Below are 18,527 nucleotides of genomic sequence, written 5' to 3'. Positions count from 1 at the left end.
GAATACACGCGAGCGATGAGAGGCTACACATATGATACCGGCGCGGAACAACAGGAAAGGGCGCTGCTCGTCAGTCTGGTGACGGACGAGAGCCGCCGTTCGGGCGTCGATCCGCAACATTCCCTGGAAGAGCTCGTTCAGCTCGCCGAGACGGCAGGCGTCGAAGTGGCGGGAACCGTCATGCAGAACCGCGACGTTCCCGATTCGAAATGGTTCGTCGGGAAGGGCAAGGCATTGGAGCTCAAGGAGCTTGTCGAGCGGGACGGCATCTCGACCGTGATCTTCGACCAGGAGCTGTCCGGCGCGCAAGTGCGCAACCTGGAAGAATCGCTCGATGCGAAGATCATCGACCGTACGCAGCTTATTCTCGATATTTTCGCCGGCAGGGCGAAGACGCGCGAAGGGATTCTGCAGGTCGAGCTCGCGCAGCTCACCTATCTGCTGCCTCGCCTCTCCGGCCAAGGGAAGAATCTCTCGAGGCTCGGCGGCGGGATCGGTACGAGAGGACCCGGGGAGACGAAGCTCGAGACCGATCGCCGGCATATTCGCAACCGGATCTCCGAATTGAAGAGGCAGCTCGAAGGCGTCCTGGCGCACCGCAGCCTGCACCGGGAGCGCAGGCGCAAGACGGGGGCGGTTCAAGTCGCGCTTGTCGGCTACACGAACGCGGGGAAGTCCACGCTGCTTCGCCAGCTGACCAAAGCGGACGTATTGGCGGAGAACAAGCTCTTCGCCACGCTGGATCCGACCTCCCGCCAATTGAAGCTGCCGAGCGGCAAGGAAGTGCTGCTTACCGACACGGTCGGGTTCATTCAGAACCTTCCTCACGATCTGGTTGCCGCTTTCCGGGCAACGCTCGAGGAAGCGAATGAAGCCGATCTGCTTCTGCATGTCATGGATGCCTCCTCCCCGATGCGCGATCGTCAACGCGAAGTCGTGGAGGAGGTACTTGGCGAGCTGGGTGCGTCGGGCAAGCCGACGCTTCTCGTCTATAACAAGATCGATATTTGCCCGCCGTCGGAATCGGAGCTGCTCTCGGGCGGCTCGGATGCTCTTCGGGTGAGCGCTTTTAACGAAGCCGATATGGACATGCTTCTCGGGCGCATCGAGGACAAGCTTCTCGGCCGCGTCACGACGCTGAGAATCCCCGCATCGCGCGGGGACCTGGCTTCGCTTGCTTATCGGGTAGGAGACGTAGAAGCCCAAGAGACCGAAGACGATTGGCTGCTGTTGACGGTTCGCTTGAACGAAAGCGACATGGCGAAGTGGGGGAGACCGCTGGAGCCTTATTTTATTGAGGGCGATAGCTCCGGCGCTGAATAGGGAGAAACGGGGATTGGCCTAGATGAGTAACTGGAATGGAAATTGGGAAAGCTTCGCGAGAGATGCGGAGAATGCGGCGAGAGCTAGATTGAACGAGGTCGACGAGATTGCCGAGCGCAATCAATGGAAGGTCATCAAGGCTTTCCAGAAACACAAGGTAAGCGACTTCCACTTTAATCCATCGACCGGCTACGGATACAATGACCGCGGCCGCGAGGTGCTGGACGAAGTGTATGCGGACGTGTTCGGCGCGGAAGCGGCCATCGTCCGTCCGCATCTCGTCTCGGGGACGCATACGATCGGCATCGCGCTGTTCGGCGTTCTCCGTCCGGGGGACGAGATCGTGTTCGTGACGGGCAAGCCTTACGATACGCTGCACAAAGTGCTTGGGTCTCCGGGCGACGGGACAGGCTCGCTTGCCGACTGGGGAGTCGGCTTTACCTTCGTGCCGCTGATGCCGGACGGGGAAGTCGATTGGGATGCCGTCGCGGCGGCGGCCACTCCGCGCACGAAGGTATTCGCGATACAGCGCTCCCGGGGCTACGATTGGAGACCATCGTTTACGATCGAGAAGATTGACGAGATGGTTAAGAAGCTCCGGATGCTCAAGAACGATGCGATTATTTTCGCCGACAACTGTTATGGAGAGTTCACCGAGGAGCGGGAGCCGACGGAGGTCGGAGTCGACCTGATCGCCGGCTCTCTGATCAAGAACCCGGGAGGCGGGATCGCATCCAGCGGCGGCTATATTGCCGGGCGCAGGGATCTCGTCGAATTGGCCGCTTACCGCCTGACAGCTCCGGGGATCGGTGCCGAGGTTGGCGCGATGCTCGGCACGACCCGATCGATTTTCCAGGGCTTGTTCCTCGCTCCGCTGCTCGTCTCGCAGGCGGTCAAGGGCAGCGTGTTCGCCGCAAGCGCGTTCGAACGGCTCGGGTTCGAGACCCATCCGCGTTGGAACGATCCGCGCACCGACCTGATTCAGGCGATCCGCTTCCGTTCGGCGGAACATTTGATAACATTCGTCCAAGCCGTCCAACGCGCCGCTGCCGTGGATTCTCACGTCGTTCCCGAGCCGTGGGACATGCCGGGGTACGAGAACCCTGTCATCATGGCTGCCGGAACCTTCATTCAAGGAGGGAGCTTGGAGCTGTCCGCCGACGCTCCGATTCGCGAACCTTACATAGCCTTCATGCAAGGCGGGCTAACGTACGCTCATGTTAAATTAGCGGTACGTCAGGTGATAGAGGACATGCAGGGCAAAAATCTGCTTTGATGAAAATGGGCGTCGGATCGACGAAAATCGGCATTGAATTCCGTAATTAAACCTTACATTCATTGACACGTTTGTGGAATGAAGTTACAATGGAAGAGGTTACAAAACAAAGTGTCTTAATGGAAGGTTGATACGTATGGCTGGCGATGAGATAAGAAGGAATATGGCGTTATTCCCAATTGGTATCGTCATGAAGCTGACGGACCTGACAGCCCGGCAAATTCGTTATTATGAACAGCACGAGTTAATCCAGCCCGCCCGGACGGCAGGGAACCAACGGATGTTCTCTTTCAATGATGTAGAACGGCTGTTGGAGATCAAGGCGCTCATCGAGAAGGGCGTCAATATCGCGGGGATCAAGCAGGTGATGAACCCGGTCGGCGAAGGCGCCGACGACGGAACGATCATCAGCGAGCAATCCGAGGTCAAGCGCCGCGAGATGACGGATTCTCAGCTCCATCGTCTGCTGAAGCAGCAGCTGATGGCAGGCAACAAGCGCCCGGGTCAGGTATCGCTTATTCAGGGCGAGCTCTCGCGCTTCTTCAAGAACAAATAATCCGGGTTCCGCCTAATCCAAGGAGGATGTCATGAGCAATTACACTCGCGAAGATATTATGAGAATAGCTAAGGAACAGAACGTTCGCTTCGTTCGCCTGCAGTTCACGGACTTGATGGGCATCATCAAGAACGTGGAGATTCCGGTCAGCCAGCTGCCTAAGGCGCTGGACAACAAGATGATGTTCGACGGCTCTTCGATCGAAGGCTACGTGCGCATCGAGGAATCCGACATGTACCTGTATCCGGACTTGGATACGTGGGTCGTTTTCCCTTGGGTGACGGAAGATCGCGTCGCCCGCTTGATCTGCGACGTCTACATGCCGGACGGAACTCCGTTCGCGGGCGACCCTCGCGGCATTCTGAAGCGCGCGCTTCAGGAAGCGGAAGAGATGGGCTTCAGCACGATGAACGTCGGACCGGAGCCGGAATTCTTCCTGTTCCAGACGGACGAGAAGGGCAACCCGACGAACGAGCTGAACGACCAAGGCGGTTACTTCGACCTTGCGCCGACGGACTTGGGCGAGAACTGCCGCCGCGATATCGTGCTTATGCTCGAAGAGATGGGCTTCGAAGTGGAAGCTTCCCACCATGAAGTCGCTCCGGGGCAGCACGAGATCGACTTCAAGTACGCGGATGCGATTCGCGCGGCCGACCAGATCCAGACGTTCAAGATCGTCGTCAAGACGATCGCCAGACAGCACGGCCTGCATGCGACGTTCATGCCGAAGCCGCTGTTCGGCGTGAACGGTTCCGGCATGCACTGCCACTTGTCGCTGTTCCGCGGCAACGAGAACGCGTTCTTCGAGCAGAACGACAAGATCGGCTTGAGCACGACCGCCCGCCAGTTCATGGCCGGCATCCTCAAGCACGCTCGCGGCATGGCGGCGATCACGAACCCGACGATCAACTCGTACAAGCGACTCGTTCCGGGCTACGAAGCTCCGGTATACGTGGCTTGGTCGGCGAGCAACCGCAGCCCGATGATCCGAATCCCGGCGTCCCGCGGGCTCAGCACGCGCGTCGAAGTCCGCAACCCGGACCCGGCCGCGAACCCTTACCTCGCGTTGGCGGTCATGCTGAAAGCCGGCCTGGACGGCATTCAGAAGAAGACTCCGCTTCCGGCTCCCGTCGATCGCAACATCTACGTGATGACGGAAGAGGAACGCGAAGAAGCCGGCATCCCGAGCCTGCCGGGCGACCTTCACGAAGCGCTGGGCGACCTGCTCCGCGACGAAGTCGTGTGCGAGGCGCTGGGAGATCACGCGCTCAGCCACTTCTACGAGATGAAGGAGATCGAGTGGGACATTTACCGCACCCAGATCCACCAATGGGAACGCGATCAGTACATGACCACTTACTAATAGCGATGCTTTTAGAACGGAACCACCCCAAGCGAAGGCTTGGGGTGGTTTTTTGGTTTGAGTAACAGAAAGGATAAATTCCTCCCTAGCTGGCCGCTGCTGCTTACCTTGACCCGCCGAAGGCGATTCTGCTTACCGAATGCCCTGCCGAAAACCTGATCGAGAGCGCCGATAGTCGAAATAGTCGACTAACGTCCCGCCGGAAGCTCGATCGGGAGCGCCGATAGTCGAGAAAATCGACTAACTTCCCGCCGGTAGCTCGATCGAGAGCACCGATAGTCGAAGTAGTCGACTATCGTCCCGACGGAAGCTCAATCGTGTACCTCTGTCAAGAAAGTGGACACAACTTTACGCTCCCTGGAGTTGCTCGTAGTACTTTTTCTCGCAAGCATGAGGAGTTAAGTAGCTAATGGTCGAGTGGATGCGAATGCGGTTGTACTCCAACTCGATGTACTCGTAAATGGCATCATAGGCCTGTTTACGAGTTCTAAATTTGGTTTGGTAAATGAGCTCTTTCTTTATCACACTATGAAATGCCTCAATACAGGCATTGTCATAGCAATTCCCTTTTCGGCTCATGCTGCCTATCATGTTGTTTTTCGTTAACCGTTCCCGGTACTCTGCTGAGGCATACTGAGAGCCGCGATCCGAATGGTGGATAAGGCCTGCAGCTGGCTTTTGACGCTCACAGGCCTTATCGAAAGCYTCAAGTACAAGTTCCTTGGTCATCCGCTCTCCAAGCGCCCAGCCCACGATCTTTCGAGAGTAAAGATCCATTACGCTGGCAAGATAGACCCAACCTTGAAGAGTGGCAATGTAGGTAATATCCGTTACCCATACTTTGTTCGGCGCCTGMACCTTAAAGCCACGGTTCAGCACGTTCTCATAAACCGGTTGRTTATGGTTGGAGTTCGTGGTTGCTTTGTATTTCTTSACCGTGCAGGAACGTAGTCCCATTTCCTTCATCAGGTTGGCGACGGTCTTTGGCGCAACAACATCGCCCTCTTCACGCAATTTAGCCGCGATTTTATCGCTGCCATATCGTCTTTTAAAGGCGTAGAAGTGATGCTGAATTCGCTTCATACGCTTCTTGCGAAGCTTCTCTTGATCGCTTGGTTTACGATTTRCCCACTTATAGTAGCCGCTTCGGGAAACACCCATGACAGCGCACATCTTCTCGACACGAAACTGGAAGCGGTATTTGCGAATGAACGCGTAAATCAGTTTCGGCTTTTGGTGAAGAAGTGCATCGCCTTTTTTAAGATCTCGAGTTCCTCCTGCAACTCGCGGTTTTGTTCTTCAAGCTTTTTCAGCTTTTCATAATCAACAAACACCTGCGATTTTTCTCCGGCATTAGMAAACTTTTTTCTCCATGCACGAATGCTGCTTACGGGAATGTCCAGCTCTTTAGAAACTTCAGCTGGTGTTTTACCGTTCTCTTGCATGTGTTTAATCGTTTGACGCTTAAACTCATCATCAAAATGCTGACGGATATCGCCCATGACACACCTCGACCTTTTTAGTGATTTTATTGTAGCAGGTCGCTGTTACAGCGTGTCTACTTTCTAGACTACATCCATTATGCCTCCGTTAGTCGATTTTCTCGACTATCTCCCTCGCAATCGGGCGCTTCGTGCCTCCGTTAGTCGATTTTCTCGACTATCTCCCTCGCAACCCGGCGCTCCGTGACTCCGTTAGTCGATTTTTTCGACTATCTCTCTCGCATCCCAGCGCTTTATGCCTCCGTTAGTCGATTTTTTCGACTATCTCTCTGCTACCCGGCGCTTTGTGCCTCCGTTAGTCGATTTTAGCGAAGTGACTACTGAGCGAACGGGAGAGGCGGTATAGTGGACCGCGATACTGAGCGAATGGGAGAGGAGCCATAGCGAAGCTCATTACTGAGCGAATGGGAGAGGAGCCATAGCAACAAAAAAAGGGATCGCCGCGCTGGCGGCAATCCCTCTCCATTCCCTCTAATTTCCTTACTTCGCGTTCTGCTTCAAATAGTCGTTATGACGGGAAACCATGGCCTTAAGCGTATCTTCCAGCGACTGCGAGCCGAGGAAGTACTTCTCGTACTCCTGCGAGCGCAGGTCCACGACCTCTTGCGGCACGGAGCGAACGAACTTCGGCGTTGCGTCCTCGAAGGTCACGTACATCAGGGAAGCCTCGTCATATGTCTCCGGCTTGTCGCCGAGCATGCTCTTCAGAGCGGCGTCGCGGTCGGCGTCCTTCGAAGCCGGAACGCGTCCGCCGGCCGCCATCGGAGCCATGCCTCCGTCCGCGTACCACTTCAGGAATTCCCATGCGGCAGCCGTGTTCTTGCCTTTCGAGTTGATGGAGATAAAGTCGCCCTGGCCGCCGCGCGTGATGTAATCCGCTTGGTTGTCCATCAGCCTCGGCACCGGAGCGAAAGCGATCTTGAAGTCGCGCGGATAGTCCGTGAAGTTGTTGGAGCTGCGGAGCAGCCAGGCGCCGATGTTGAGCATCGGAACTTCGCCGCTGAGGAACATCTGCTCGACCGGCATCTTGCTCGTCAGCTGCTCGCCGAGCGGAGGCGTCGTCTTGTCGTCGTACATCATGCCGTTCAGCGTCTCCAGCCATTTCTTGACGAGCGGGTCGTCCAGGTTCGACGTGCCGTCGGCCTTCGTATAGCCGTCCTTTGAGAGCGCCGAATCGAGCGGATCCGCATAAGGCTCGGTGTTCTGGATGAAGCCGTACCCGTCGCCCTTCTTCAGCTTCTTCGCGTATTCGCGAAGATCATCCCACGTCCACTCCGTCGGAACCGCCAGGCCGGCTGCGTCCAAGGCGTCCTTGTTCAGCGCGACGAAGTACGAGCTCATCGTCGTCGGCATGCCGTAGTACTTGCCGTCGATCTTCCAGTTGGCCGCGTCCGCACCCATTTTCTCATCGATGTTATAGTCCGTGAACGTGCCCAGATCCATCGAGAAGCCGGATTCCACGCGCTTCTGCGCCTGGCTCATCGTGTAGTTGACGTAGATGTCGACGTCTTGCCCCGTCATCAGAGCCGTATCCAGCTTCAAGTTGCCTTCGTCGTCGTTGACGTAACGCACGTACTCCACCTGAATCTCCGGATGCTCTTTGTTCCAATTGTCCACGACCGCCTGAGGTCCGGATTCCGGAGGAACGCCTCCCCACATCTTCAGCTTGACGACGTCTCCCGGTTTGCCCGAAGCCGATGCCGATGCCGGAGCCGATGCCCCCGCGGATGAAGGCGCTTCCACTTTCGCGTTGCCGTTATTGCCGCCGCATCCGGCTAACAAGCCCGATACGAGTACGAGCGATGCCGTTCCCGCTAACCAGCTTTTCTTTCTCACAAGCGTTGACCTCCCTGTGCGATCTCGATTTGATTGCTGCAAACTAAGGATAGCAAGACGGGAGGGAGCGCCGGAAGGAACAGAATCATGATGTCCATGGAACAGAACCATGCAATTCCGCAGCCTCTTCCGGCTTCGCGGCCTGCATAATCGTTCTATCGGGTCAGGCGATATTGGCTCGGAGTCGTGCCCGTCATCCGCTTAAAAATCTTGATAAAATAGTTGTCGTTCATGAACCCCACGTTCTGTCCGATCCGGTTCACGGGGAGCTCCGTGTTCTTTAACTGCTCGATTGCCTTCCCGACCCGCACCCGATGCAGGTAGTGGATGAGCGTCTCTCCTGTTTTCTTCTTGAACAGGGCGCTGACGTAGTTCTCTCCCATCATGACGTATTGGGATAACGACTTCAGCGTGATGTCCTGGTCGTAGTTTTGTTCTATATATCGAATGATTTTGTTCACTTCGGGATGCGTAATTTTGTCTTGCAGCGAGCCGCCTGCTCCAGTCGAAGGAGAGGAAGCGGCGGCCGAGGCGCTCTTCAGCTCCGCATCGATCTTGCCGAGCGTCTCTCTCAGGTCCTTCACGCTCATCGACAGCTTCAGGATATAGTTAGAAGCTCCGTATTCCATCGCCTGCCGCATCGATTCGAAATCGCCGATGCATGTAAGCATGACGAACTTCGAGGAGATGCCGGCTTTTCTCGTCTCCTTCAGGAGGGCCAGGCCGTCCATCTGCGGCATGACGATGTCGCAGAGCACGAGATCGGGCGGCTCGTTCTTGATCATCCGCAGCGCTTCTTCCCCGTTGCTCGCCTCTCCCGCCAGGGTGAAGCCCATGTCCTCCCAACGAATGCTCTCCCGCACCGATTCCCGAACGAACGTCTCATCCTCCACCAGCAGGACTTTCCACATCGCTCTCTCCCCTTTTTCCAAGAATCCAACAATCCTTACGAGATAATCTGACGGTTGCCCCCGTACGGCTCGGACAGCAGCAGCGGCAGATTCATGCGGAACAGCGTTCCTTGCTCAAGCGGAATCGTCTCGAGCTCTCCCTTGTCCTTGAACAGCAGGCGAAGCCTCTCCCGCACGTTCGACAGGCCGATCCCCGGACGCTTGCGGCCCTCTTGGGCCAGCTTCGACTTCTCGATGCCGACGCCGTTGTCCTCGACCTCCAGCACCAAGAGATCGCCGTTCTCTCCTCCGAGTCCGACCCGGATGCGAATTCGGCCCCCTTCGGCCATGTTGCCGATGCCGTGGCGGATCGCGTTGTCGACGAGCGGCTGAAGGCTGAGCTTCGGGACGAGCGCGTACAGAATGCCCTCCTCGCAGCTGAATTCCACCTCGAACCGGTTGCTGTAGCGGATCTGCTGGATATAGATGAACGCCTTCGTCAGGTCGATCTCGTCTTGCAGGTGGATCAGGTCGACTTCCGAATTGAGGCTGGTCTCGAGCAGCTTGCCCAGGGACAGGCAGATCTCCACGATCTCTTCGTTCTTGTTCCTCATCCCGATCCACTTCATCGTGTTCAGCGTATTGAGCAGAAAATGGGGATTCATCTGGGCGAGAAGCATCTGGAAGTGAACCGCGTCCTTCTGCCTCTCCTCCGCCTTGAGACGCCCGATCAACCCGTTCATGTCCACCATCATCGCGTTGAACGTTCGCGTCAGCTCCAGGATCTCTCCCTTGTAATTCTTCTCGGGCAGGCGGGTCCGGAGATCCTTGCGAACGGCGTCTCTCATCTTCTTCATCAGATGGGCGAGCGGGCGGGTGAACGCATGGGCGATCATGAACGCAACCGCGATGAAGGCGGCCGTTATGCCGTAGAAGGTGACGAAGTATTGCTTCTTAAGCGTCTCGATCTCGTTAAAAAGAATGTTGAGAGGAATGCGGTTCACCAGATACCAGTCTAGCGACGACACATAGCTGTAGTTCACCAGGGAATCCTGTTCCTTGTCGATCCAATAGCCATTCTCCGGCGCAAGCGACACTTTCTCGATGGCCCCGGCGGTCAGCTCGGATGCCGGCTCCGACCGGGCGATCAGCTCTCCCTTATGGGTCAGAATGAAATAAGCCTGGTCGCTGGCGGAATTCTGCTGGGTCGATTGGAACCAGAACGAGAAGTCGATGCTGACTCTGGCGTAGCCGTAGGTCCGGTTGCGGTTGTCGCGCAGCTCCGAATAGAGAGAGAGCAGGGTCGGGCTCCTCGTGATATCCCGGGATACGTAGTTCTCGTCGTCCGTCACCCATAGATAAGGAGAGTTCGTCTCCTTCATCTCGGAGAAATGAGGGTTGGCCAGGATCTGATCGTAATCGAGCGGATACCTGGGCGGGTAGGAAGAGTAGACATTCCCGTTCAGGTCCAGAAGCGTATAGTAGACGGACGGATTATAGAGGAAAAAGCTGTTGTTCAGCCCTTTGAACTTGTCTTCGATGAGCTCCTTGTTGGCAAGAACGTTGTCGCGGGCCGGGAACTGCAGGATGGTCCGGACATCCGAGTCCTGCTCGAGGAAGATCAGCGTTTTGAACGCGATGCTTAACTGGTCGTCCAGGGAACGATGCAGGTTGTCCAGCTGTTCGTGGCTCTGCTCGCTGATCTTCTTCTGCACGAGCGATTCGATCTTCTGGTAGTTATACAGGTTCAACAAGCTGAAGGGCAACAGGATGATCAGGGCGAACACGGCGAAGATCCTGTACTTCAGCGAGTGGGGGACCAGGCGGGACAGCAGGCTCCGCATCGCGCGCGCCTCCTCTGCTCTAGGATGCTACCATTATAGCATCCCGGTCCTGCCTCGAAGCCGAATGACTCCATTTGCATAAAAATGTAGGGCTCCGACGGGGGCGAAACATCAAATCGTTCTATTCTGGGAGAAAATAGAAAAGCCCGCGCCGGTAAAGGCGCAGGCCCATTGAGGATGATGCTCTGGCTGCGGGAACGATGCGGTCAGCCGCCTAGGCCGGCTTTGACCCAGCCCGCCACCGTGACGGTGCGCTTCGCTTGATGCTTGACCGCGGCTTGGACGTCCTCCGCCATCGTTCCGTCCTGCTTCTGGGTGACGCTTGTCCCGTACGGGTTGCCTCCCGCCGTGTAGACCGATTGATCGGTAAACCCGGGAGCGGCGATAATGGCTCCCCAGTGATAGAATGTCGTATGCAGCGCCAGAATCGTCGCTTCCTGGCCGCCGTGAGGATTGCCCGCGCTCGCCATCGCGCTGACGACCTTGTTGGCCAGCTTGCCTTGCGCCCACAAGCCGCCCGTCGTATCGAGGAACTGCTTCATCTGGCTCGGCACGTTCCCGAAGCGCGTCGGCACGCTGAAGATGATCGCGTCCGCCCAGTCCAGGTCCGCGGGAGCCGCTACCGGCACGTTCTTCGTCGCCTCCGAGTGCGCTTTCCAGCCCGGATTGGAATCGATCGCGGCCTGCGGCGCCAGCTCCTGAACCTTCAGCAGCTTGACTTCCGCGCCCGCTTCCTTGCCCGCGTCCGAAGCCCATTGCGCCAGCTGATAATTGGTTCCCGTCGAACTATAATAGATGACGGCCAGCTTTACGTTTGCCATTCACTTTCATGCTCCTTTGTGGTCATGGATAGGTAATCTTACAATGGTATGCGCATTAGGCCGAGTCTTTATTCTTGATTGTTAATATTTGCACCCCTTAAAGACTAAGATATAATTTATTTATAAATGTAAATTTTTCGAGGAGATCATAGCCTAATGGATATTCGGAATATTCGCATCGGCCTGATTGACGAAGATGCCGACCAGCCTCGGTACCAGTTCGACGACGATGCCCTACAAGAACTCATGAACAGCATCGGAGAGCTTGGACTGCTCTCTCCAATTAAAGTCCGGACAACGCCGAATGGGCGATACAAGATCATCTATGGGAATCGCCGCTACAAGGCGTGCACCATGTTAGGCCTTGAGACCGTTCCTTGCATCGTCTCGCACGTGACCGACGAAACGGAGATTTACTTGGAGCAGATCGCCGAGAACTTGACGCGCGAGGGCTTCTCCCCGATCGAAGAGGCCGAAGCCTTCGACAAAATGCTGAATAACCCGAAGTTCAGCTGTTCGATCAAATTCCTCTCCGGCAAGCTCGGCAAGCCGGAGAACTACATTAAGAACAAGCTGGAGCTGCTGAAGTTCGGAATCGCCGTGAAGAAGCTGATCGTCTCGGGCTCCGAGATCCGCAAGGACAAGCTGACCGAGGATCAACTGCTTCCGCTCAAGGATCTGCCGATGGAATATCGCGATACGCTGGCGCTCACCTTCGCCCGGGACGAGACCCCCGTTCCGGACATCAAGCGGATTGCCAAGCTGTTCAAGGATCCCGGCATCTCGGACGGCTTGAAGAGCAAGCTGCTCTACAAGTCGGGCTACGAGCTGCTGGAGACGTGGTCCACCTTCGAGCACAACCGAAAGGAACGCGCCAAGCGGGAGAAGGAGCGAGCCGAAGCCGAGGAGGCGGCTAGGCTGGCCGAAGAGGAAGCGGCGGGAAGCGCGGACGCGGATGGAGCAGCCGTCGGCAATGGTACGGCGGCTTCCAAAGCGTCGGAACCCCTTCTAGCGCCGCTGTTCGAGATTCCGACGGTCGTCGAGCTTTCGGCGGACGAGCCCGCGTCTTCCAGCGCGAGAACGCCGCGCGGCCAGTTGCCGGTCGCCATCGTCGAGCAAGAGATCGTCCGCCTGCTCGAGGCGATTCCGACCGCCGCCGCCCTGGAAGGCGACGATCTGCCGAGCCTCGACAGCCTGAGGTACGACCAGTTGGCCAACCTCGGAGACGACATCGACCGCCTGATCGGCGGCTTCGAGCAGCAGATCGCCGAATGGCGCAAGCTGCGGGCGGCGATCAACGCTCGCCTATCCTAATAGAAAGGAGCAGCAGAGTCCCCTCTGCTGCTCCTTTCTCGTTCCTATTCGAATCTCATTCCAGCCTCGGGAACCGCCCGCGAAGCGAACCCTTACGCCCGAGCCAGCCGGTCGATGACCTCCCGGTACGCCTGCTTCGGGCGGAGGCCGACAAGCTTGTCGGTCGGCTCTCCGTCCTTGAAGAAGACGACGGTCGGCATGCTCATGACCCCGAAGGCCGAAGCCAGCTCCGGAGACTCGTCGGCATCGACCTTAGAGAAGTTAACGGCTTCGCCATACTCTGCCGCCAGTTCATCGAGCAACGGCAGAAGCACCCGGCACGGCGGGCACCATACCGCTCCGAACTCCACGACCGCCACCTTCGCTTTCGTTAGCCCGTTCAAATCCTCCATTTTATTCAGCACCGTCAAGGACATGCTTGCTCTCCTCCTTCTGTTCTTCCCGAATCGACGCGATTCGTTCGATCAGATTGGAGCGGATGGCGCCGAGCAGGGCAAGCTGTTCCTCGATCTCGGCCAGCTTCTGCTCGTACACGGGCATGACTTCGGCGCAGAACGCTTCCTTGCTCTTCATCACGCAGTGCAGGAAGCCCGCGATCTGCTCGGTGCTGAGGCCAAGCGACAAGTACAAGCGAATCGTATTCACTTGTTCGATAGCGAAGGCATGATACTCCCGATACCCGCTTCCGACCTCGCGCGACGCCGTCAGAAGCCCTTTCTGCTCGTAATACCGCAGCGATCGGACGCTCGCTCCGGTCGCCTTGGACAGCTCCCCTATTCTCAGAACGACACCCCCTTTCCCTCTGATGTCCCTAGCATACACCCTGACATCAATGGCAGAGTCAACCCCGTTTTCAAACCTATTTTCCTTGTTTGCGATTCCACTCCTTAGGTACCTATTCGGCAGACCTCGATCATTTTCCCGCTTAACGTCCGAACCGGAATTCTCCCAAGACATGCTATAATAGAACCAATAAAAGATCAGGAGATTGCACGATGGTACCTTCCGATTCGATCACCGAACAACAATGGAACGACTTGGTCCGCAGAGCGGCGTCGTTCTTCGACGACCTGACGCTTAAACGCGGCTATCAATATTTCAAGCAGGGCAAGGTGTCTCGGATTCCGGGCGAAGAGAGCGGCGACCGCCTTCTCGCGATTGTCCGCGGGTCGGAGGACTACCGGGTCGAGCTGTCGCTGGACAGCTTGCCGAAGAGCGCCTGCACTTGTCCGGTTCAGGGCGGCTGCAAGCATATGGCCGCTTTGCTGCTTGATTTCGCCGAGGAGTATAATGCTCCTCTGCACGAGCTGGTGAACGCCCGCTCCTCCCTCGCGATGAAGGCTAATGCTTCGTCGAAGCTGTCCATCGTTCGCAGAAGCGAGGAGCAGCACGTCCTGGAGCAGCAGGCGCTCCGCATCCCCGAGATGAGCGTGCAAGAGTGGAACGAATGGTTCCAATTGGCGGTTCAGCCCTATGAGAATATGCACCGCAATCCGCAATACGCGGCCAGCGCCCTGCGGGCGGTGCTCGATCCGAAGCCCGAGCTGACGCCTGCGGTCGAGATGCTGTTCCAGATGCATGCCCGCCTGTTCGTACTGGCCAAGCTGATGAATCCTTACCGTTCGTCCGAGCATCATTTCGGCTCGTACCTTCCTTATAACACCGATCTTGCCGCTTCCGAGCTGCAGCAGAGCATCGTCGATTACTTCGACAAGCGGCTGCCGCTGGAGCAAGAACCGGAGCAATGGACGCGGGTGAAGCAGTCGATCGACTACTTGCGCCGCGGAATGCTTCAGGAGCGGCCGAAGGATCGGCTCTGCTACGGTCCGTGCTACTACGAGCTGTGGGCCAGTTGGGTCAGCCCTCATCTGGGGGCAGAACCGACGCTGCTGCGCGAGGAACTCGCTCGGTTGGAAGCCGGGAAGGACGAGTTCGGGGATACGCTGCAGCGGACTCCTTGGCTGCTGGCTCGCGCGCGCATGCACTTCTACCTGGGAGAGGACCCTGAGGCCTGGGTACTGCTGCGCCAGGTGTCTACTCTCGAGGGCTATCTCACCTACGAGCTGCTCTATTATCCAGCCGAGCTGGAGCATCACGAGCAGTGGGAGCGAATGGTCGTCTGGCTGAAGGTCATTGGCCCCCTGCTGGGCAACCGCACCCAAGGCGTATTCGACAATTACTTCGGGTTCTGGGAATCCGTCGCTAAGAAGCGGCCCGAAGCCGAAGAGCAGATGTGGGAGATGCTCGTGAGCATGCTTCCCGGCACGCGGCGAATGTACGAGCAGAAGCTGATCGAGCATGGAAAATGGCGAGAGTGGATGGATTGCCAGCTCAGCATGGGAAGCGATCCGCTCGAGTTTCGGGTCAGCGAGCTGCAGCCTATCGAGAAGGAAGCTCCCGAGCTGCTGCTGCCCTTCTACCACCAGGCGGTGGAGCGCTGCATCCTGCAGAAGAACCGGAGCGGCTACAAGCAAGCGGTGAAGATGCTGAAGCGAATCTCCAAGATCTATAAGAAGCTCAAGCTGGAGGAGCGCTGGGAGCTGTTCATCGCCGCCTTCACCTTCCGGCACAGCCGGCTTCGCGCCCTGCAAGAGGAGCTCAGGAGAGGAAAGTTAATTCCATGACCAAGCTGATGGATACGATAAAAGTGAATCTGATGCTGACGGAGTTCGGCGACGCGCTCATCTACGGCGCGAACGACAGCTTCAGCTTCGTTCCGGGACTTACGCTTAAGCAGCGCCTGTTCGCCTGGCATGTCCCTTCTCTCTTCGGCACCGAGCTGACGATCCAGACCGCCGGAGAGACGGAGATGGTGCTGCTGCCCGCCGAGCAGGTCATCCCTTTCTTCGCGGACCGGAGCCAAGCCGTCAAGCACATCTCCTGGGCGTGGGAGGAGCGGGCCGCCGACCTGATCGAGCTGGCTCCGCTGTTGGCCAGGTGCTTGGAGGAGAAGCGTTACGCCCCAAGCCTGTCCGCCTTCGAGTCGGGCGAGCTCGAATGGAACTGGGACGAATCAGGGCTCGAATTGGAGGAGCAAGCGCTTCTGGCCGACCGCCTTCTTGACGATGGCTTCCGACGAGGAATCGCCGCCGCCTTCTCCGCTTCGGTCTATTCCATGCACTACGGGACGGAAGAAGCGGATGCGGACCTGCGCCGGGAATTCCCCGCCCTGTTCGTCTCGAACCGGTCGGGCTCCGCCAAGGGCATGGATTCAGACGCATGGCTCCTGTCCATCGGCTGGAGAACCGACACGGCCCCCTTCCGTCCCGCGCTGCAACTGATCGAGCCGTGGGAATCACATACGCAGTGGCGCTTGCGGCTTGTCCTGCAGGATAAGCAGCAAGCGGCTTCCGTCTATCGCGCCAAACTGTCAGACAAAGGCGAAGCGTTCGGCGCCTGGCCCGAGAGCTGGACGCCGTACGTGCAGGAACGCTGCGCCGGCTGGCTGGAACGGCTGCGCGCGACCCTGCCGCTGCCGCGCATCTCCGCCCGCGGCGACGATGTCCTTGCCGCGCCGCTGGATGACAAGGCGGCGTGGCAATTCCTAACCGCGGACAGCCGGAGCCTGATCGACGCCGGCTGGATCGTGCTCCTTCCGGCTTGGTGGGAAGCCGCCAGCCGGAAGAAACCGAAGCTTCGCGCCAAGGTGAACGGCGGCGAAGAGAAGGGGCGCGGCGGCCGCTCGATGTTCGGCCTCGATTCCATCATCGACTTCGACTGGCGCGTCTCCATCGGGGATGCCGAGCTGTCCGAAGCCGAGTTCAAGGAATTGGTCGCTTCCGGGCAGCGCCTCGTGAAATTCCGCGACCAATGGATTCCGCTCGATCCCGCCCTGCTCGCTCAGATCAACCGCGCGATGGAAGGGATGGACCGCTCCGAAGGCTTGAGCTTGCAGGACGTGCTTCAGCTTCACCTGCTGTCCCAGGAGACGGAAGCCTCTTCCGTTCCCGACGGGACGGAGGCTCCCGAATCCCCCGAGGAGCGAGCTCAACGCTTCGAGCTGGAGGTGGTGCTGAACGAGCAGCTTCTCGGCTTGTTCCGCCAGCTCAACCAGCAGTCGGAATGGCCGAAGCTGGCCGCTCCCGCCGGCCTGAAGGCCGAGCTTCGCGGCTATCAGCGCGACGGCTTCTCCTGGCTCGTCTTCCTGGGAAGCTTCGGGCTCGGCGCTTGCCTGGCCGACGATATGGGCCTGGGCAAGACCGTGCAGCTCATCTCCTACCTGCTTCACCGGAAGGAGAACTCGAGCGGCGGCGCGCCATCGCTCATCGTCTGTCCGACCTCCGTGCTCGGCAATTGGCAGAAGGAGCTCGCCAAGTTCGCTCCTTCGCTTCGCGCCATGCTCCATTACGGAAGCCGCAGACTGACGAACGACGACTTTTTCGCCGCCGCATCCGAGTCGGATGTCGTCCTCACCTCCTTCGCGACGGCCTCCCTCGACCAGGAATGGTTGAGCGAATACCATTGGGGCGCGGTCTGCCTGGATGAGGCGCAGAACATCAAGAACGCGCAGACGAAGCAATCCGCCGCCGTACGCAGCTTCCCAGCCAGGCATCGCATCGCCCTAACGGGCACCCCGATCGAGAACCGGCTGTCCGAGCTCTGGTCGATCTACGACTTCATGAACCCCGGTTTTCTCGGCACCGCCAAGGGATTCCAGGAACGATTCGCGAATCCCATCGAGAAGGAGAAGGACCCGCGGCGAACCGCCGACCTTCAGAAGCTGGTCAAGCCGTTCATGCTCCGGCGCAAGAAGAAAGACCCCGCTATTCAGCTGGATCTGCCGGAGAAGAACGAGATGAAGACCTACGTGAATCTGACCGGCGAGCAAGCCGCCCTCTACGACCAGACGGTCAACGAGCTGATGGAGCGAATGAAGAAGCTCGAGGGAATCGAGCGGAAGGGAGCGATTCTGTCCGCTTTGACCAAGCTCAAGCAGCTGTGCGATCATCCCGCCCTGCTTCTGCAGGAGTCGCTGCCGCTGCAGCCGAATGCCGAGACGGGCAAGGAAGAACTCGACGCCGAACGGATCGCTTCCCGTTCCTCCAAGCTGGAGCGGCTGCTGGCCATGGTCAAAGAGGTTCGCGAGGAGGAGGAACGCTGCATCATCTTCACCCAATACATCGGGATGGGCGAGATGCTGCAGAGGATTCTGTCGCAGGAGCTGGGAGAGCCCGTCCTTTACTTGAACGGCAGCACCTCGAAGACCGCCCGCGACCGGATGGTCGAGAACTTCCAATCGCGGACTCTCCCGCCCGAGGAGCAGCCGAACGTCTTTATCCTGTCTCTTAAAGCCGGGGGAGTCGGCCTCAACCTGACGGCGGCGAACCACGTGTTCCACTTCGACCGTTGGTGGAATCCCGCCGTCGAGAATCAAGCGACCGACCGGGCTTATCGGATGGGCCAGACGCGCGATGTGCAGGTTCATAAATTCATCGCGCTCGGCACCCTCGAGGAGAGAATCGACGAGATGCTTGAGAGCAAGCAGCAGCTCAGCGACAACGTCATCTCCGCTTCCGAAGGCTGGATCACCGAGCTCTCAACGGAGGAGCTGAAGGATCTGTTCACTCTGCGGAGGAGCAGCGCCGAATTCTAAGCCGCAACGCCAAGAAGGGCAGCCGCGCATGTTCGCGGCTGCCCTTTGTCTGCCAAATCCTCTATATTCCCGTCTGCTTATTTCGTCTTGAAGCTGAGGAAGCCGTCATCGACCGGAATTTATAGTCGATTGTCGACAATTTGTTAAGAGTTTGACGATACTAAGAATTTTCCGTATCTTCATCCCCGAGGCAAAGGTTCCATTTTCCC

At 57.9% G+C, this 18,527-nt stretch carries 13 protein-coding genes and 1 pseudogene; 7 read left to right on the top strand and 7 right to left on the bottom strand.

The window, feature by feature from the left end:
* Window positions 1–15: 15 nt before the first annotated feature.
* The 4 genes from hflX to glnA all read left to right on the top strand — a co-directional run bounded on the left by hflX (window position 16) and on the right by glnA (window position 4,518).
* Complete coding sequence (hflX, locus tag ELR57_RS18095; RefSeq protein WP_126960486.1) at window positions 16–1,323, top strand: GTPase HflX; 1,308 nt, start codon at window positions 16–18, stop codon at window positions 1,321–1,323.
* Between the two features lie 22 nt (window positions 1,324–1,345).
* Window positions 1,346–2,599 (top strand): methionine gamma-lyase family protein, encoded by a 1,254-nt coding sequence (locus ELR57_RS18090; protein WP_126960485.1) that lies wholly within the window; start codon window positions 1,346–1,348, stop codon window positions 2,597–2,599.
* Window positions 2,600–2,735: 136 nt separating this feature from the next.
* Window positions 2,736–3,155, top strand: coding sequence for a MerR family transcriptional regulator (locus ELR57_RS18085; RefSeq protein ID WP_126960484.1), 420 nt, complete (start codon window positions 2,736–2,738; stop codon window positions 3,153–3,155).
* 31 nt (window positions 3,156–3,186) lie between these two features.
* Window positions 3,187–4,518: a type I glutamate--ammonia ligase gene (gene glnA / locus ELR57_RS18080; protein ID WP_126960483.1), complete on the top strand. Its 1,332-nt coding sequence runs from the start codon at window positions 3,187–3,189 to the stop codon at window positions 4,516–4,518.
* Between the two features lie 348 nt (window positions 4,519–4,866).
* Here the strand turns inward: glnA and ELR57_RS18075 are convergent.
* From ELR57_RS18075 to wrbA, 5 genes and pseudogenes are all read right to left on the bottom strand, one after another.
* Window positions 4,867–6,011 (bottom strand): annotated as a pseudogene (locus ELR57_RS18075) (IS3 family transposase).
* Between the two features lie 489 nt (window positions 6,012–6,500).
* Complete coding sequence (locus ELR57_RS18065; RefSeq protein ID WP_238162585.1) at window positions 6,501–7,856, bottom strand: ABC transporter substrate-binding protein; 1,356 nt, start codon at window positions 7,854–7,856, stop codon at window positions 6,501–6,503.
* Window positions 7,857–8,011: 155 nt separating this feature from the next.
* Complete coding sequence (locus ELR57_RS18060; protein WP_126960479.1) at window positions 8,012–8,767, bottom strand: response regulator; 756 nt, start codon at window positions 8,765–8,767, stop codon at window positions 8,012–8,014.
* Window positions 8,768–8,802: 35 nt separating this feature from the next.
* On the bottom strand, window positions 8,803–10,590 hold the full coding sequence (locus ELR57_RS18055) for a sensor histidine kinase (RefSeq protein WP_126960478.1): 1,788 nt from the start codon (window positions 10,588–10,590) through the stop codon (window positions 8,803–8,805).
* Between the two features lie 206 nt (window positions 10,591–10,796).
* Window positions 10,797–11,411: an NAD(P)H:quinone oxidoreductase gene (gene wrbA, locus ELR57_RS18050; RefSeq protein WP_126960477.1), complete on the bottom strand. Its 615-nt coding sequence runs from the start codon at window positions 11,409–11,411 to the stop codon at window positions 10,797–10,799.
* 156 nt (window positions 11,412–11,567) lie between these two features.
* Here wrbA and ELR57_RS18045 point away from each other — a divergent pair, with 156 nt between their 5' ends.
* The gene (locus ELR57_RS18045) at window positions 11,568–12,725 is read left to right on the top strand and encodes a ParB/RepB/Spo0J family partition protein (protein WP_126960476.1); all 1,158 of its coding nucleotides are present in this window, start codon (window positions 11,568–11,570) and stop codon (window positions 12,723–12,725) included.
* 92 nt (window positions 12,726–12,817) lie between these two features.
* On the opposite strand, the gene ELR57_RS18040 is transcribed toward ELR57_RS18045, so the two are convergent.
* Both ELR57_RS18040 and ELR57_RS18035 read right to left on the bottom strand, forming a co-directional pair.
* On the bottom strand, window positions 12,818–13,141 hold the full coding sequence (locus ELR57_RS18040; RefSeq protein ID WP_126960475.1) for a thioredoxin family protein: 324 nt from the start codon (window positions 13,139–13,141) through the stop codon (window positions 12,818–12,820).
* A complete protein-coding gene (locus tag ELR57_RS18035) occupies window positions 13,119–13,508 on the bottom strand; it encodes a MerR family transcriptional regulator (protein ID WP_126960589.1) in 390 nt (129 codons plus the stop codon). The genes ELR57_RS18040 and ELR57_RS18035 overlap by 23 nt, the downstream gene beginning before the upstream one ends.
* Before the next feature lie 212 nt (window positions 13,509–13,720).
* Here ELR57_RS18035 and ELR57_RS18030 point away from each other — a divergent pair, with 212 nt between their 5' ends.
* Window positions 13,721–15,349: an SWIM zinc finger family protein gene (locus ELR57_RS18030; RefSeq protein WP_126960474.1), complete on the top strand. Its 1,629-nt coding sequence runs from the start codon at window positions 13,721–13,723 to the stop codon at window positions 15,347–15,349.
* Window positions 15,346–18,318, top strand: coding sequence for a DEAD/DEAH box helicase (locus ELR57_RS18025; RefSeq protein WP_126960473.1), 2,973 nt, complete (start codon window positions 15,346–15,348; stop codon window positions 18,316–18,318). The genes ELR57_RS18030 and ELR57_RS18025 overlap by 4 nt, the downstream gene beginning before the upstream one ends.
* Window positions 18,319–18,527: the final 209 nt, after the last annotated feature.

The organism is Cohnella sp. AR92 (assembly GCF_003990975.1).
Classification (GTDB): domain Bacteria; phylum Bacillota; class Bacilli; order Paenibacillales; family Paenibacillaceae; genus Cohnella.
This window is presented reverse-complemented; position numbering and strand designations above follow the sequence as displayed.